This window comes from Campylobacter pinnipediorum subsp. pinnipediorum, from assembly GCF_002021925.1.
Lineage (GTDB): Bacteria > Campylobacterota > Campylobacteria > Campylobacterales > Campylobacteraceae > Campylobacter_A > Campylobacter_A pinnipediorum.
The window spans coordinates 226,649-241,427 of sequence record NZ_CP012546.1 but is presented as its reverse complement, the minus strand read 5'-3'; the positions used below and the strand labels follow the sequence as shown (position 1 = coordinate 241,427).

Below are 14,779 nucleotides of genomic sequence, written 5' to 3'. Positions count from 1 at the left end.
TATTTTTCCTTAAAGAACATATTTCGCACTTTTTTTAAGCAAAGAAAATACTTCAAGTCGCTCTGCTTCATTTTTTACAAAAACACTAAGATTATAGCTTTTATATTTTTTATCTTTACTAAATTTTGAAAAGCTTATCAAACAATCTCTCTTGCCCAAAATCTCTTTTATTTTATTGTCAATATCAACCTCAGAATCATATATAACCTTATACTCCCAAAAAATTGGGTAAAGTATCTGTGCTTTTTGTTTATCAAAGTCTAGTATATTCACCACTTTTTCCTCCACTCTTGCTTTCAAGCATAATATCACTTATAACCATGCTTTTATCTATCGCTTTTATCATATCATATATAGTTAAAAGTCCTATACTCACACTAGTCAATGCTTCCATCTCAACACCAGTTTTTCCATCTATCGTTACAGTAACAAAAAGTTTATAAGCATATATATCACTTAATTGTACTATATCACACTTAACGCCTAGTATATTTAAAGGATGACACATCGGTATAAGTTCACTTGTCTTTTTTGCACCCATTATAGCTGCAACAACAGCTGTTTGGGCAACTGGCCCCTTTTTACCGGTATTGTTTTTTACAGCCTCAAAAGCCTCTTTGCTCATTTGTATAACACCACTAGCCGTAGCCACTCTTTTTGTAATATCTTTTTGACTTACATCTACCATTTTTGGACGATTGTTTTCATCTATATGTGTTAGCATAATTATAATTCCTTACATATTTTTAAACATTATAACAAAAATATTTAACAACTATATATTATACGCTTAATAGACCAATCTAAAGAAGTTAAAAAATTCTATTTTTATGTATGAAATATGTATTTTATATTTTCATTAATTTTAAGTTAATTTTTGATTAATAAGAACAATGTAGTATTCCGAAGTTCAAAAAGAAATACCTCCTTTTTGTAGTAAGCCCTCTTTCCCCCAAGAGGGTTTTTTATTATTTACCTTGTTTTATTTTTTCTTGCCATTCATCAAGTGTTTTTTCAAAACCTATTGAATTACTTTCATAAAATTTCAAATCTTTTTCAAGATATCTTTGTTTTACCCATCCGCCAAAATTATGAGGATATAAATAATCTTTTTTTTCAGGCAATGTATTGATTAAATACTTTGGAATTTCAAGTTTTTCATTGTTTTTAACATATTCCAATGCTTTGTTTATAGCCTTATAGCTTGAGTTTGATTTAGGGGATGAAGCTAGATACACAACACATTGAGAAAGAAGTATTCTCGCTTCTGGATAGCCTATTTTTAAAACAGCAAGTAGTGTATTTGTAGCCACATTTAAAGCATTTGGATTTGCATTTCCTATATCCTCGCTAGAAAAAATTAAAAGCCTCCTAGCTATAAAATCAGCGCTTTCGCCCTCATCTATAAGTCTTGCAAGATAATAAATACAGGCATCTATATCGCTACCTCTTAGACTTTTTATCAAAGCACTAGCAAGGTTATAATGTGTATCATTATTTGATGCACCGCTACAAACACTATGACCTCTTAAAATTTTAAGATTTTCAAGTGTTATATGAGTGTCAAGACTTAGTGCAAACTCAAGTAAATTTAAAAAGCCACGAGCATCGCCTCCGCTACTTTTTATAAGATACTCTTTTGCATCATCATCTATCACAAAATTTATTTTATCTTTGATATGAAAAAGCATTTTTTCAAGTTCAGTGCTATCTAATGGCTGAAACTCAAACAACATAGAACGACTTCTTATACCGGAACTAAGGGTAAAATATGGATTTTCAGTGCTTGCCCCAACAATTAATGCTTTGTAATTTTCCATAGGAACAAGCAAGGCTTCTTGTTGTGTCTTACTTAGTCTATGAATTTCATCTATAAAAAATAGAGGTTTTGTTAGTGCATTTTCATAATTTTTTAAAATTTTTCTAAATTCTTCAATCTTTAAATTTCCACCATCAAACTCATAAAAATCATAATTCAATACTCCAGCCAAAGCCCTGGCAAAGCTTGTTTTACCGCAACCAGCAACACCATAAAATATACTATGAGGTATTTTTTTATTTTCGATAAATTTTTTAAACACCATTACTATTTGTTCTTGACCGTATATCTCATCAAGATTTTTAGGTCTAAATTCCAATGCGAACACTAGCCATTTTTCCTTTTTTAACAAATTCTAATCCAAACAATTATAATTTGTATAGCTTTGAAGTGCATTAAAATCTATAATTAAAAACTCATGAGCTGTTAATTTTCTTATAATATCATCTTTAATAAGTTCATTAAAAGCAGTTGAGGCACTTTGTCGCTTAAGCCCAACAAAAGAAGAAAGCACTTTAACCGAAAAAGGTAAAAATACATAATAATAGCTATTTTGCTTTAAATCTTGCTCTTTTGCTAACTCTATTAAGAAATTTGCTATTCTCCCTTTTGCGCTTTCATATAAAATGGATTTTATAATTTTTCTTTGAAGTAAAATTATTTCAATAAGAGCTTCATTTGTTATTTTATTAAACTCAAAACTTTGAAAGATATCTTTTTCATCTTCTAACTCTATGCTATAAATTTCACTATCTTCTAAAAATTCTAAAGCACAACTATCATCAAGTATGGTTATATTATTTTTTAGGACATGATAGATTATAAATTCATCTCCATCTTCAAAAAAAGATAATTTTGCCGAACCATTTTTGATAATAACAATGCTAATATTATCTGTATACAAAATACTATCTTTTTTTAATAATCGATGCTTAAATAAGGTTTTATATTCTTCTTTTTTTAATAAATTATTTATTTCTAATTCAGCTAAGCCTATTCTAGTTCTTGTCTTTTTCATTACTTTTTCTTTAAATATAATAAAATATATTTTTAAATTATAAATTAAAAATACTTAATTTTTAAAATATTATTTTTTTTTAAATATTATTTTTTTCAGTTTAGTATTATTATATATGTAATTTATATTATTTATTTAGCTTAAATAACCAAAAATACAATATTTTACAATATTCATATTTAGCATATTATTAAAAATATATTAAATTTAAAAATTAATTTATTTTTTTAGGAGTATAATCGCAAATTATGATCTTTAAAGGAGGTTTTATGGAAAATATAGTCAAAACAACCTGTCCCTATTGTGGTACTGGTTGCGGTATAGACTTGATCGTAAAAAATGGAAGGATAATTGGTGCCCAAGCAACAAAAGATCATCATATAAACGATGGAGAGCTTTGTTTAAAAGGAATGTTTGGTTGGGAATTTGTAAATTCTTCAAAAAGAATAACAAAGCCAATGATACGCAAAAAAAATGGCGTATTTAACAAAGATGGGGAACTTTGTGAAGTTAGTTTTGATGAAGCTTATGATTTTGTAGCTTCTAAATTCAAAGAAACGGTGAGCAAATATGGTCCTAATTCTATAATGGGATTTAGCTCAGCTAGATCAAACAACGAAGACAATTATGTTTTTCAAAAATTTTTTAGAGCTCAAGGTAGCAACAATATAGATCATTGCGCTCGTCTTTGACATGGTCCAACAGTGGTAGGTCTTACCAGTACTTTAGGAAATGGAACAATGACAAATGATTTGGTTGAATTTGCTACAGATACAGATGTATTTTTTCTAATAGGAACAAATACAAGCGAATGCCATCCTATAATAGCCATGCAAATGCAAAGGGGCTTGGAACGTGGCGCAAAAATGATAGTGGTGGATCCAAAAAGAACAGATATGGCAAAAAAAGCTGATATATATCTACAAATTCCAATAGGCTCAAACATAAAAACACTAAATACAATTATAAATATAATCATTAGTGAAAATTTACAAGATCAGGAATTTATAGACAACCATACAACAGGCTATGAACTAATAAAAGAAGCTGTTAAGGACTTTACTCCTGAAAAATTTGAAGCCGATACAGGAATAAAAAAAGAGCTTATAATACAAGCTGCTAGATTATACGCAAAGGCAAATACTGCCGCTATTTGCTACACAATGGGGATTACTCAATTTACCGATGGAACTTCAAATGTCTTTTCTCTTTCTAATCTAGCATTAATCACGGGAAATATAGGCAAAAAAGGAGCTGGCGTAAATCCACTAAGGGGTCAAAATAATGTTCAAGGCTCATGTGATATGGGAGCTTTACCAAATGTTATTCCAGCTGGTGCTGTAAATAGTGAATACGCTCAACAACAAGCAAAAAAAGTATGGCATTTTGATCTAAACCCAACTCCGGGCTTTAAGCTAACACAAGCGCCAGATAAAATGGATAGTGGGGAATTAAAACTTTTATATGTTTATGGAGAAAACCCTGTTATGAGCGATCCTTGGACAGAGCACTTTGTCCATTCTATACATAAGCTAGATTATTTTATAGTCCAAGATTTGTTTTTAACAGAAAGTGCGCAAAAAGCTGATGTAGCGCTTCCAGCTGCCGGATGGGGAGAAAAAGATGGAACATTTATCAATACTTCAAGAAGAGTTCAAAGAACAAGAGCTGCTAGCATACCTGCAAAAGGCTTAGAGCCTGACTGGAAAATAGTATGTAATATAGCCCAAAGAATGGGGCTAGAAGGCTTTAATTTTTATACAGCGGCAAGTGTATGGAATGAACTAAGAGAACTTATGCCTAAATATTTTGGAGGTATAAGTTATTATCGTTTAGATAAGCTTGGCGGTATATCTTGGCCTTGTCCTGATGAAGACCATCCTGGAACACCTGTTTTATATACAGATAAAAACTCAATGCTTCCTGATAAAAAATTTAAACTAGTTCCTGTTTTATATTCTGATTCTAAAGATGCAAGAGCAAAAATGGAAGAGGATTTTAGGATAAAAATGAATATAGACAAAGATTATCCAGTTGGTAGTGGATCTCTAAGTGAGGTTCCAGATGAAGTTTATCCTTGCTTATTTACAACAGGTCGCAAGGTTTATCACTACCACACAGGAACAATGACAAGAGAGTGTCCGGCTTTAGAATATGGGGCTGGATTAGAAGGAGCGCTTATAGAAGTTAGCCCAGATATAGCACGAGAGCGAGAACTTGAGGATGGATGTTATGCGCTTGTTAGTAACAAAAGAGGCAAAATAGCTGCAAAACTCAGAATAAATCACGATTTGAGAGAAGGAACTATATTTACGACTTTCCATTATAGCGAAGCTGATGGAAATGAGCTTGCAAATGCTAATGATACAGACCCATTGTCAGGCATGACTCCTTTGAAAATAACAATAGCAAACATAAAAAAACTTACAGAAGATGAGTTTATAAAATTTAGAGAGTTAAATGAAATGAGTATGCACTCAGAAACACCTTATCTCTCACCAAAAAGATACACATAACATAAAGCAGTCTTTTTGACTGCTTTATTATAATTTATTGTTGTTGTTTTAAATTTTCATATGCCATACAGGCTTTATCATTACCCATTTGACAAGCTTTTTGTGATAAATCTCTAGCTTTTGATAAATCTTTTGCAACACCTTCGCCAGCATAATAAGCTTCAGCTAGTTTCAAACATCCTTTATCATCACCATAATCACAAGATAATGAGTAATTATTTACAGCTTTTTCAAAATCTTTTTGATTATAAAATATCTCACCTAGCATAAAACATCCATAAGGCAATCTTCCATCGCAAGAAATTTGAAAATACTTTAAAGCATTTATATCACTTTGTATAACACCCCTGCCATCGCTATAAAATTTTCCTAGATTATAGCAATTATACATATTTCCTTTTTCACAGCTCTCTTTAAAAATTTTTGCTGATTTTTCATACTCTTTATCAAGAACAACATCCTCGCTTGGTTTTACACCACCAGCAAGCTTATCATTTGCTCCCATACCAAAGCAAAAAACAGACAAAACAAATAAAAAAACAATTTTTTTCATTTTCATTCCTTATTAAATTTATCTTTCCACCACGAAATGGCAAATAACATGCCAAAACCTTTTACCTTGCTCTCATCATATAAAAACTCATCAATTTTATTTCTAGGCACAAACACGAGTTCAATACTCTCATCATCTATACCGCCACCTTCACTTATCTTCATACTCTCGTCTATTTGCGCATAAAACATAGTTTGAGTAGCACCACCAAAACCCAATGCAGAATAACACATTGTTATACGAAAAACATCCTTTATATCATAGCCTACTTCTTCTATACACTCTTCTTTGATTGTTTGTTCTTCAGTTTTACACTTGTCCATAATGCCAGCACAAAGTTCATATGTAAAACCTTGTTCTGTGCTTTTTATATTTTCTTTTTCTTGAGAATACCAAACAGCTGGCCTAAACTGCTTAACAAACAAAAAAGCATCTTTTTCTACATGATAAAGGAGTATAGAAACGCTATTAAAAGCCTTTACGCAATCCCAATCTCTAAGTTTTCCATTTTGTTTAAATTCCATCTTAAAAGGTTTGAGATATTTTGATTCGCTAAGTGGTAAAATATTTAATTCTGTTATATAAGTATCCATTTTGCAAGTCCTAAAAAACTAAAAAATCCTATGCCATCAGTAAAAGTTGTAAGCAAAACAGCAGATCCAACAGCTGGATCTATATTTAAACGCTTAAGAGTAAGTGGTATAACTGTCCCAAAAAATCCAGCCAAAGATAAATTTACAAGCATACTACAAGCTACAACAAGACCCAAAAGAGCCTTATCAAACCAAAGCCAAGAGATAACACCCATAACAGCACCAAAAATAACACCGTTTATTATAGATATTCCTACCTCTCGTCTTAAAACATACTTTGCATCCTTAAATTCTATCTCGCCCAAAGTAAGCCTGCGAACCGTAACAGTAAGTGCTTGCGTACCTGTATTTCCACCCATGGATGCAACTATCGGCATCAAAACAGCAAGTGCTACATAAGATGCAATAGCATCATCAAAAATACCTATAATGGAAGAGCTTACGATAGCCGTAAAAAGATTTATAAAAAGCCAAACAGCCCTTGCTTTACCAGCTTTTGCTAAAGTATCCTCTTCCTCAGCTTCATCATTAAGACCAGCTAGATTATAAATTTGCTCAGTTGCACTCTCTTGAATAAAGTCGTGAATATCATCTGCTGTAATACGACCAAGCAAAATACCCTTGCTATCAACAACAGCGATAACATTTAAATCATACTCTTGAACCAATGCAACCGTATCTTTTATATCTTGTGTATCAAGTGCCGAATAAGGACTATAATAATCAGGTTCGTGTTCTTGTATTATTTGTTGTAATTTCTTTGAAAAATCAAACAAAATCAGCTCTTCAAGAGGTATAGTGTATTTTAAAATTTTATCATTATTTACAATAAAAAGTTGAGATATGTTTTCTAGTTCGCCGGCATTTTTTTGTTCACGAAGTCTTGTTACAGCATCACCTAATTTTTCATCAGCATAAGCCCAAAAAAGCTCGGTTTGCATATAAGCACCCGATTCATCATTGGAATAGCTTCCAAGTCTTAAAACATCAGCTTGATCTTCTTTATCAAGACCATCAAATATCTCTTTTGCTTTATCTTCATCTATATCTTTGATGTATTGTAAAAGATCTGTTTGATCATCACTTTCAAGCTCTTCTAGGGCCTCAACCATCTTATCGGTAGATATATTTTCTATAACATCTTTTAGAAGTGATTCAGGAAGCTCAATAGCAACATCACCTAATACATCGGTTTTTATTCTAGCTAGATAACTAGTATAAACATCTTCATCATGATACTTTAATGCTTTTAAGTGCTGTGCTATATCGTAAGCACTAAGCTCATTTTCTAAATCTTGTTTTAAATAAAGGTCTAAAACTTTTTGTACCTCTTTAATATCATCAGTATTCACATTAAACCTTTTTAATATTCAACTACATCTAGAATTTTCTCAGCTTTTTGAGTTGTTAAATTTTCTTGATTGTATTTATTAATTTCTTTACTGTATTTATCAACAATAGCTCTAAATTTCTTACCGCTTTTTCCACCAGATATACTTCTTACAACTTTCATCATTTTTTCAGGGTTAACAGGTTTATTGTTGATATAAAATCCAAAATGCAAATGAGGTCCAGTGCTAATACCAGTGCTTCCAACATAACCTATAAGCTTACCTTGAGAAACTGTCTGATTTACCTTCAAGTCTTTGGCATAGCCATTTAAGTGAGCATATAGCGTCTCATAGCCGCCACCGTGGGATATAATTATTGTTTTGCCATATCCATTTTTTCTACCTATAAATCTCACTTTTCCATCAGCAGATGATTTAACAGGAGTTCCTCGTGGAGCTCCATAATCAACACCCAAATGGGCTCTATATCTCTTTAAGATTGGGTGCCACCTCTTTAAGGTAAAAGGAGATGTTATCCTTATATTTTTTAAAGGTCTAACAAAAGCTACTTTTGTCTTGTCTTTTCCACTTTGATCATAAAATTTATCATTATAACCATAAACGATATTTTTTCTACCTCTTGTTTCAATCATCGCAGCATGAATATCAGGAGTTCCAAATATTTTGCCAAGCCTTATCTTCTGGGTATAAAGTATAACTATCCTATCGCCCTTTCTAACCTTTCTAAAATCAATTCCTTCATTTTTAAAAGCATCTCTAAAACCAACAGCAAGTGCAACAGAACCAGTATAATTATAGATATCTTCAGTTACAGAACGCTCTAAATTAATATTTAAAACTTTTTCTTGAATCTCGTAAGAAATTGGAATAAAATCTAACTTAAAAATATCATTTGCATCTTTATATATATGAATTTGTAATTCATCATTTACTGGTATCAAAATTTGTAAGACATTCCCATTATTATCTCTTGAAATTTGATATTTTAATCCTGCAAAAATTTCAGCTGCTAGCTCTTTATCTTCACTAGAAAGATTATAAAAAACGGATAATGGTATTTTATTTTTCTCTAAAAAGCTTAAAAAAGGAGTTCCGCTTGGCCAACTTAACTCTTCTACGCTTGGTTTTATAGCGTATAAATTTATAATTAATAATACAAGAGCAATTATTGGTTTTAACATCAGAATCCTTTATAAAAAATCTTATTATATTACTAAAAATTTCTTTAAATTATGCAAAAAATAAAGCATTTTAGGTTATAATCTAGCCAATTTTATTTATAAGGAAGTTATTTTGAAAAAAATTATGTTTATTCTAGTTTCGTTATTTATTGTTAGTTTTTGTGCTGATTTTAGTATGGCAGAATACAAAACTCCAATTATAAGCATAGAAGAAAATGGAGTAGCAACAATAATAGATAGCCCAGATATTGTTGTTGGTTCAAGTGGTATTGTTATCCATAAATTCGGCGATTACGACAACTCTATAATAGCAAGGGTTAGTGTTGTATCAAAAAAAGGGGGGTTCGCAAAAGTAAGATTTGAAGTTTTTGATTCATTAGCACAAAAAGCACTTCCTATGCCTGGCATAGCGCCACAAAAAGGCGATGAAATAATATTAAATTATCTATATTCAAGAGCTTTAATTATTGTTCCAAACAAAGAAATATATGAAGAAGTAGTGTCTTCTTTTAAAAATATAACTTTTATACATCCAGATATTGTTGGTGCTTATTTAAGTTATGAATATAAGCCAAACCCTAGCAGAGATGATTTTAGAAAAATGTGTTCTCAAAGTGCCAGTGGTTTAATATTTATAGCAATGGATAAAAAAAGTGTTTTTGCAGACTGCCAAAGCTTTGATGTAATAAAAGAGTTTAAAAGTGGTGAAGTTGAATATTATCAACTACCATTTTATACCCGTGTAAAAGATATTGATACTATATTTTATAAATTAAACAGTGAACATATAAACAACTACGATTCTCATTACGATAAACTATTAAACCAATAAATTACTTATAGCTTAAAAAGCCAATTTATAATTATAGGTTGGCTCTAGCCTTAAAATAAAAAAAATATCAACCTATGTTTCTATAAAAACCACATTAGGCTTTTTAAAAAATAAAATTAGTATTTAACTTAAATAAAATTTTTAAGCTAACATATTAAAAAATTACTAAATATGACATTATAAATTATAAGCTTCAAATATAAATTATTATAACATTAGATAAAAATCAAGTAATAAAAAGTTTTAAATCCTTTTTAAAGTAAGTTTTAATAGAATATGTTACTTTAATATCATTCAAGGAGTACAATTGAAACAAAGAGCAATAGATCACATGAACAAAGATCATGTAGAAGTTCTTATTAGTGTTTATAAGAAATTTGGCAATGCTAATGCAGACACAACAAATATAAAAATGACAGACATGAACGAAAACGGTATAGAAATAACTTGCAATGACGATGTTATATTTGTTCCATTTATTACCAAAGTAGAAGATCATGATGGATATAAAGATGCAATCATAGAACTATATGCTAGCGTAAAAGAAGATTCTAGTACAAGCAAAGTTCAAAAAAACATGGTTGAGTTTATGGATAGCTTTAAAACTTTAGTAATTTCAAGCATCAAAGATGGACAACCAGTATCATCATACTCACCATTTGTAAAAGAAGGTGACGCTTTTTATATATGCATATCATCAGTAGCAAAACATTATCATGCTATTAAACAAAATCCAAATAATATTTCAGTTTTTTTTATACAAGATGAAAAAGAGGCTAAAAGCTTATTTGCTAGAGTTAGGGTAAGCTTAAATGTTGTAGCTGAATTTGTAGATGATGCAAAAAGAGCTGATATAATGGATAAGTTTGAAAAATTAAATCCAAATGAATCAGCACTTTCTTTTATAAAAACTATGAAAGATTTCTATGTTGTTAAATTAACACCCAAAACTGGACGTTATGTAAAAGGATTTGGAGCCGCATACGATATAGAAGGACTAAAAATAGCAAACGAAGAAAGAGTAAATAACCCTCACATAAAACAACACTAAAAAACAAATCATCGGATATTTCTTTATCCGATGAACTTCCATAAAAAATAATTATAATATATCTAATATTTCAAGCTATTTGTTATGTGCTTTAATAAAATATTTAAGAACACTTTATTTGATATTTATTTTACATATAAGCTTTAATTATTGTTTTTGTTTTAATGAAGCTAAAAGCAAAGCCTGCCATAGATAGAAATTGACAAACAAAAGAACTTATATTTTGAAATTCTTTAAAAATTAAATACAAAGATTTTTTAACAAGCCTATGTTTAACAGAATTAAATTTATTAATAGAAATTTTAATATTTGTGAATGTTTTATTTAAACAAAATCTAACTTTTAATAAAAAATGTTTAAAGATAAAATATAAGTTTTTGTAGCAAAAGATAACCCAATAAGATTTTAAATCTTATTGGGTTTAATAAATTAAACTAGCTCTATATAAGCCATTTCTGCAGCATCTCCACGGCGTATACGAGTTTTTATTATTCTAGTATATCCACCATTTCTATCCGCATACTTAGGAGCTATTTCTGTAACTAATTTATTTGTAGTTTCTTTGTCTTGTAAACTTGCAAAAACTGCTCTATGAGCATTAAAATCACCTTTTCTTGCTCTAGTTATAAGTTTTTCTACATATCCTCTAAGTTCTTTTGCTTTATGTAAAGTTGTTTCAATCTTTTCACTTTTAATAATAGCAATTGCTAAATTTTTAAGCAACGCAGAACGATGAGATGAGGTTCTACCAAGTTTTCTATATCCATGTTTATGTCTCATTTTATTCCTTTGCGTTTGTTTGTGTTTTTAATTCGGCTATTTTTTTCTTAAGATATTCTTTAGCATCTCTTGGAAGAGTAGCTCCTACAGGATAACCTATTTCTTCCATTATAGCCTTTATTTCATCTAGAGATTTTTTACCAAGATTTTTAAGCTCTTTAAGTTCTGCTTCATCCATTAAAGCTAATTCACCTATGTATTTTATATCTGCTTTATCTATACAATTAAAACTTCTTGCACTTAAATTTAATTCTTCTACGCTAGATAACAATTTTGAATACTCACTGTTAGCGTTAGAACTTACAACAGGTGTATCTAAATCTATATTCAGTATTCCCTTAAATACTGACATTTGTTGATACATAGCTTCCAAGCTATTTTTAAATGCTTCTATAGGTTTAACTTGACCATCTGTAGTGATCGTAAAGATAATTTTTTCAAAATCTGGTGTATCTTCAACCAATACATTTTCTATATCATATATAGCTTTTTTTACTGGTGTAAAGAATGCATCAAGAGCTATATAATCTTCATCAACACTGCTTCTTAAATCTTCACTTGAAACATAACCTATACCTTTTTGAACAATCAACTGAAAGCTTAATTCAGCATCTTCATTTAATGTAGCAAGGTATTCGCTTGGATTTACAATTTCAACTAAATCATTATTTAAATCAGCGCCTATAATCTCTTTGTGCCCCTTAAAATTATATTCAATAACTTCACGTTGGCTATCGTTTTTTAGCTTGAAACGCAAGTTCTTTAAATTAATAATAAACAAAGCAACATCTTCAAGCATGCCTCTCATGCTATCAAATTCATGAGTTACGCCTTTTATTTTAATTCCAGTTGGTGCAAAACCAACTGTGCTTGTATAAAGAAGACGACGAAGAGGATGTGCCAATGTCACCGCATAACCTGCCTCAAAAGGATAAGCGATTATTTTTGCCATATTTTCGCTAATACTTTCAACTTTTATTTCAGTTGGCATGTAAGCTGACGTAGTAATTTTTCTCATTATCGAACTTTCTAATTATTTTGAATATAACTCAACTATAAATCTTTCCTCAACAGGAATGATAACTTCTTCTCTTTCTGGTTTTCTAGTGAAAATTCCAAATTTCTTATCTTTTTCAACATCAACCCAAGCTACAATGCCGGTTTGTGCTGTTAAATCAATAGCACGAACTATTTGTGGGTTATTTTTTGATTTTTCTGCAACTTCTACTTTATCACCAGGTTCAACTTTATAAGATGGTATGTCAACTTTTCTACCATTTACTAAAATATGCCCATGGGTAACTAGCTGTCTAGAAAATCTTCTAGTTGTAGCAAATCCCATTCTGTAAACAACATTGTCAAGTCTTTGTTCTAATAATTGAACAAGTAAAGCACCTGTGTTGCCTTCTCTTCTTGCTGCTTCAAAAAATAATCTTCTAAATTGTTTTTCACTTATTCCGTACATAAATTTAGCTTTTTGTTTTTCTCTTAATTGTAAACCATACTCGCTTATTTTTGCACGTCTTTGTCCATGCTGCCCTGGCGCAAAAGGTCTTTTATCTAATGCACTCTTGCCAGCAAGTCTTCTTTCGCCTTTTAATGCAAGAGAAACACCTAAACGTCTCTCTAGTTTTTCAACAGGTCCTGTGTATCTAGCCATTTTAATATTCTCCTAAATCTTTAACTTCATTAGACGCGACGGCGTTTTGGTGGTCTGCAACCATTATGTGCAAGCGGTGTAATATCCTTTAAGAAAGTAACTTTTATACCCTCTACTGCACCAACGCTTTTAACAGCTGTTTCGCGTCCACTTCCTGGACCTTGAACTTTTATACCAACTTCTTTTATACCATGCTCTTTAGCTTTACTTAAAGCATCTTCTACTGCTTGTTGTGCTGCATAAGGAGTTGATTTTTTACTACCTTTAAAACCAAGTCCACCTGCACTACTCCAAGCTATAGCATTTCCCATCTCATCAGTAACTGTAACCATTGTATTATTAAATGTAGCACTGATGTAAACGATACCTTTGGCTATATTTTTTTTAACTACTTTTTTCTTTACAATTTTTCTTTTTGCCATTTATTTATCCTTTAACAATCGACTACTTGGTTGCTGCACCGACAGTTTTACGCTTACCTTTTCTTGTGCGTGCATTTGTCTTTGTTTTTTGACCACGAACAGGAAGACCTTTTCTATGGCGAAGACCACGATAACTACCAAGATCCATAAGTGCCTTTATATCCATAGCTACTTGTTTTCTTAAATCACCTTCAACGATGTGATGTTCTTGAATCTCTTTTCTTATAGCTGCTGCCTCATCTTCAGTAAGCTCATGAACTCTTTTATCATAAGATATTCCAACAGCATCAAGAATTTGACGTGATTTGTAAAGACCTATACCATATATATAAGTCAATCCATACTCTACTCTTTTTCTATTTGGTAAATCTACACCTGCTATACGTGCCATACTTATCCTTGTCTTTGTTTATGTTTTGGATTTTCGCAAATAACACGAACTATACCATTACGCTTGACAACTTTGCACTTGTCACACATCTTCTTAACAGAAGGACGAACTTTCATTCTAGTCTCCTAAAAATTTATTTCACTTTTAGCAAACTGCATACAGGTTTATTGAAAATATAAACCAACTATTTTTAAAAAAAAGTGATAATCTTTAAAAATAATTCTTCATACAGCTTTGTTGCGAAGCATGGATTATACCAAAATAAACTTTATAAAATTTTAAATTATGTTAAAAATAAGGTATTATTTGTAGCGATATGTTATTCTGCCCTTATCAAGACTATATGGAGTAAGTTCTACTTTAACTCTATCTCCTGGCATAATTTTTATATAGTGCATTCTCATTTTGCCGGCTATATGGCATAAAATCACATGTTTATTATCAAGTTCAACTTTAAAAGTTGCATTAGGCAATGCTTCTACAACATTACCATCAATTTCTATTACATCATCTTTAGCCATCATTCTCTCTTTGTTTAAGTATTTTTTTGATTTAAAAATCGCAATTATAGCAAATATTAAATTTAACTTACATTAAAAATAAAATTTCGT

Annotated in this window: 18 protein-coding genes; 3 read left to right on the top strand and 15 right to left on the bottom strand. The window is 30.6% G+C overall.

What is annotated here, in order from left to right:
• Positions 1 to 9: 9 nt before the first annotated feature.
• The 4 genes from CPIN17260_RS01265 to CPIN17260_RS01250 form a co-directional block, all read right to left on the bottom strand.
• The gene (locus CPIN17260_RS01265) at positions 10 to 273 is read right to left on the bottom strand and encodes an HP0495 family protein (protein ID WP_226996960.1); all 264 of its coding nucleotides are present in this window, start codon (positions 271 to 273) and stop codon (positions 10 to 12) included.
• Entirely contained in the window at positions 254 to 727 is a 474-nt protein-coding gene (gene moaC, locus CPIN17260_RS01260) for a cyclic pyranopterin monophosphate synthase MoaC (RefSeq protein WP_193431673.1), read from the bottom strand. Before moaC ends, CPIN17260_RS01265 begins: the two co-directional genes overlap by 20 nt.
• Positions 728 to 968: 241 nt before the next feature.
• A complete protein-coding gene (locus tag CPIN17260_RS01255; RefSeq protein WP_418225667.1) occupies positions 969 to 2,147 on the bottom strand; it encodes a replication-associated recombination protein A in 1,179 nt (392 codons plus the stop codon).
• A gap of 27 nt (positions 2,148 to 2,174) precedes the next feature.
• Entirely contained in the window at positions 2,175 to 2,837 is a 663-nt protein-coding gene (locus tag CPIN17260_RS01250) for a Crp/Fnr family transcriptional regulator (protein WP_069636358.1), read from the bottom strand.
• A 269-nt stretch (positions 2,838 to 3,106) separates the two neighbouring features.
• Between CPIN17260_RS01250 and CPIN17260_RS01240 the strand changes: the two genes are divergently transcribed.
• Positions 3,107 to 5,353, top strand: a complete 2,247-nt coding sequence (locus tag CPIN17260_RS01240) for a molybdopterin oxidoreductase family protein (RefSeq protein WP_226996957.1) — start codon at positions 3,107 to 3,109, stop codon at positions 5,351 to 5,353.
• Between the two features lie 34 nt (positions 5,354 to 5,387).
• Here the strand turns inward: CPIN17260_RS01240 and CPIN17260_RS01235 are convergent, their stop codons facing one another.
• From CPIN17260_RS01235 to CPIN17260_RS01220, 4 genes are read right to left on the bottom strand one after another with little or no spacing between them, the layout of a single operon-like run.
• Positions 5,388 to 5,906, bottom strand: a complete 519-nt coding sequence (locus CPIN17260_RS01235; RefSeq protein ID WP_069636360.1) for a tetratricopeptide repeat protein — start codon at positions 5,904 to 5,906, stop codon at positions 5,388 to 5,390.
• 2 nt (positions 5,907 to 5,908) lie between these two features.
• Positions 5,909 to 6,499: an NUDIX hydrolase gene (locus tag CPIN17260_RS01230; protein WP_069632683.1), complete on the bottom strand. Its 591-nt coding sequence runs from the start codon at positions 6,497 to 6,499 to the stop codon at positions 5,909 to 5,911.
• Positions 6,484 to 7,851, bottom strand: a complete 1,368-nt coding sequence (gene mgtE / locus CPIN17260_RS01225) for a magnesium transporter (protein ID WP_069632682.1) — start codon at positions 7,849 to 7,851, stop codon at positions 6,484 to 6,486. The genes CPIN17260_RS01230 and mgtE overlap by 16 nt, the downstream gene beginning before the upstream one ends.
• Positions 7,852 to 7,862: 11 nt before the next feature.
• Positions 7,863 to 9,032 (bottom strand): M23 family metallopeptidase, encoded by a 1,170-nt coding sequence (locus CPIN17260_RS01220; protein WP_069632681.1) that lies wholly within the window; start codon positions 9,030 to 9,032, stop codon positions 7,863 to 7,865.
• Between the two features lie 124 nt (positions 9,033 to 9,156).
• On the opposite strand from CPIN17260_RS01220, the gene CPIN17260_RS01215 reads away from it, so the two are divergent.
• Both CPIN17260_RS01215 and CPIN17260_RS01210 read left to right on the top strand, forming a co-directional pair.
• The gene (locus tag CPIN17260_RS01215; protein ID WP_086936817.1) at positions 9,157 to 9,864 is read left to right on the top strand and encodes a plasminogen-binding N-terminal domain-containing protein; all 708 of its coding nucleotides are present in this window, start codon (positions 9,157 to 9,159) and stop codon (positions 9,862 to 9,864) included.
• Between the two features lie 307 nt (positions 9,865 to 10,171).
• Positions 10,172 to 10,915, top strand: a complete 744-nt coding sequence (locus CPIN17260_RS01210; RefSeq protein ID WP_078387374.1) for a HugZ family heme oxygenase — start codon at positions 10,172 to 10,174, stop codon at positions 10,913 to 10,915.
• Positions 10,916 to 11,344: 429 nt separating this feature from the next.
• Here the strand turns inward: CPIN17260_RS01210 and rplQ are convergent, their stop codons facing one another.
• The 7 genes from rplQ to infA all read right to left on the bottom strand — a co-directional run bounded on the left by rplQ (position 11,345) and on the right by infA (position 14,689).
• The gene (gene rplQ, locus CPIN17260_RS01205) at positions 11,345 to 11,695 is read right to left on the bottom strand and encodes a 50S ribosomal protein L17 (RefSeq protein WP_069632679.1); all 351 of its coding nucleotides are present in this window, start codon (positions 11,693 to 11,695) and stop codon (positions 11,345 to 11,347) included.
• Position 11,696: 1 nt separating this feature from the next.
• The gene (locus CPIN17260_RS01200) at positions 11,697 to 12,713 is read right to left on the bottom strand and encodes a DNA-directed RNA polymerase subunit alpha (protein ID WP_069632678.1); all 1,017 of its coding nucleotides are present in this window, start codon (positions 12,711 to 12,713) and stop codon (positions 11,697 to 11,699) included.
• Between the two features lie 15 nt (positions 12,714 to 12,728).
• Positions 12,729 to 13,355, bottom strand: coding sequence for a 30S ribosomal protein S4 (gene rpsD, locus CPIN17260_RS01195; protein ID WP_069632677.1), 627 nt, complete (start codon positions 13,353 to 13,355; stop codon positions 12,729 to 12,731).
• Positions 13,356 to 13,384: 29 nt separating this feature from the next.
• Positions 13,385 to 13,777, bottom strand: coding sequence for a 30S ribosomal protein S11 (gene rpsK, locus CPIN17260_RS01190; RefSeq protein ID WP_069632676.1), 393 nt, complete (start codon positions 13,775 to 13,777; stop codon positions 13,385 to 13,387).
• A gap of 22 nt (positions 13,778 to 13,799) precedes the next feature.
• Positions 13,800 to 14,168, bottom strand: coding sequence for a 30S ribosomal protein S13 (gene rpsM, locus CPIN17260_RS01185; RefSeq protein WP_069632675.1), 369 nt, complete (start codon positions 14,166 to 14,168; stop codon positions 13,800 to 13,802).
• Positions 14,169 to 14,170: 2 nt separating this feature from the next.
• Positions 14,171 to 14,284 (bottom strand): 50S ribosomal protein L36, encoded by a 114-nt coding sequence (rpmJ, locus tag CPIN17260_RS01180; protein WP_069632674.1) that lies wholly within the window; start codon positions 14,282 to 14,284, stop codon positions 14,171 to 14,173.
• A 186-nt stretch (positions 14,285 to 14,470) separates the two neighbouring features.
• A complete protein-coding gene (gene infA, locus CPIN17260_RS01175; RefSeq protein WP_009649712.1) occupies positions 14,471 to 14,689 on the bottom strand; it encodes a translation initiation factor IF-1 in 219 nt (72 codons plus the stop codon).
• Positions 14,690 to 14,779: the final 90 nt, after the last annotated feature.

What these genes read in the sequence shown, in the direction of transcription:
- CPIN17260_RS01250 (WP_069636358.1), bottom strand. Translation starts at nt 2,837, where the DNA reads ATGAAAAAGACAAGAACTAGAATAGGCTTAGCTGAATTAGAAATAAAT.
- CPIN17260_RS01235 (WP_069636360.1), bottom strand. Translation starts at nt 5,906, where the DNA reads ATGAAAAAAATTGTTTTTTTATTTGTTTTGTCTGTTTTTTGCTTTGGT.
- CPIN17260_RS01230 (WP_069632683.1), bottom strand. Translation starts at nt 6,499, where the DNA reads ATGGATACTTATATAACAGAATTAAATATTTTACCACTTAGCGAATCA.
- CPIN17260_RS01220 (WP_069632681.1), bottom strand. Translation starts at nt 9,032, where the DNA reads ATGTTAAAACCAATAATTGCTCTTGTATTATTAATTATAAATTTATAC.
- CPIN17260_RS01215 (WP_086936817.1), top strand. Translation starts at nt 9,157, where the DNA reads ATGTTTATTCTAGTTTCGTTATTTATTGTTAGTTTTTGTGCTGATTTT.
- rplQ (WP_069632679.1), bottom strand. Translation starts at nt 11,695, where the DNA reads ATGAGACATAAACATGGATATAGAAAACTTGGTAGAACCTCATCTCAT.
- CPIN17260_RS01200 (WP_069632678.1), bottom strand. Translation starts at nt 12,713, where the DNA reads ATGAGAAAAATTACTACGTCAGCTTACATGCCAACTGAAATAAAAGTT.
- rpsD (WP_069632677.1), bottom strand. Translation starts at nt 13,355, where the DNA reads ATGGCTAGATACACAGGACCTGTTGAAAAACTAGAGAGACGTTTAGGT.
- rpsK (WP_069632676.1), bottom strand. Translation starts at nt 13,777, where the DNA reads ATGGCAAAAAGAAAAATTGTAAAGAAAAAAGTAGTTAAAAAAAATATA.
- rpsM (WP_069632675.1), bottom strand. Translation starts at nt 14,168, where the DNA reads ATGGCACGTATAGCAGGTGTAGATTTACCAAATAGAAAAAGAGTAGAG.
- rpmJ (WP_069632674.1), bottom strand. Translation starts at nt 14,284, where the DNA reads ATGAAAGTTCGTCCTTCTGTTAAGAAGATGTGTGACAAGTGCAAAGTT.
- infA (WP_009649712.1), bottom strand. Translation starts at nt 14,689, where the DNA reads ATGGCTAAAGATGATGTAATAGAAATTGATGGTAATGTTGTAGAAGCA.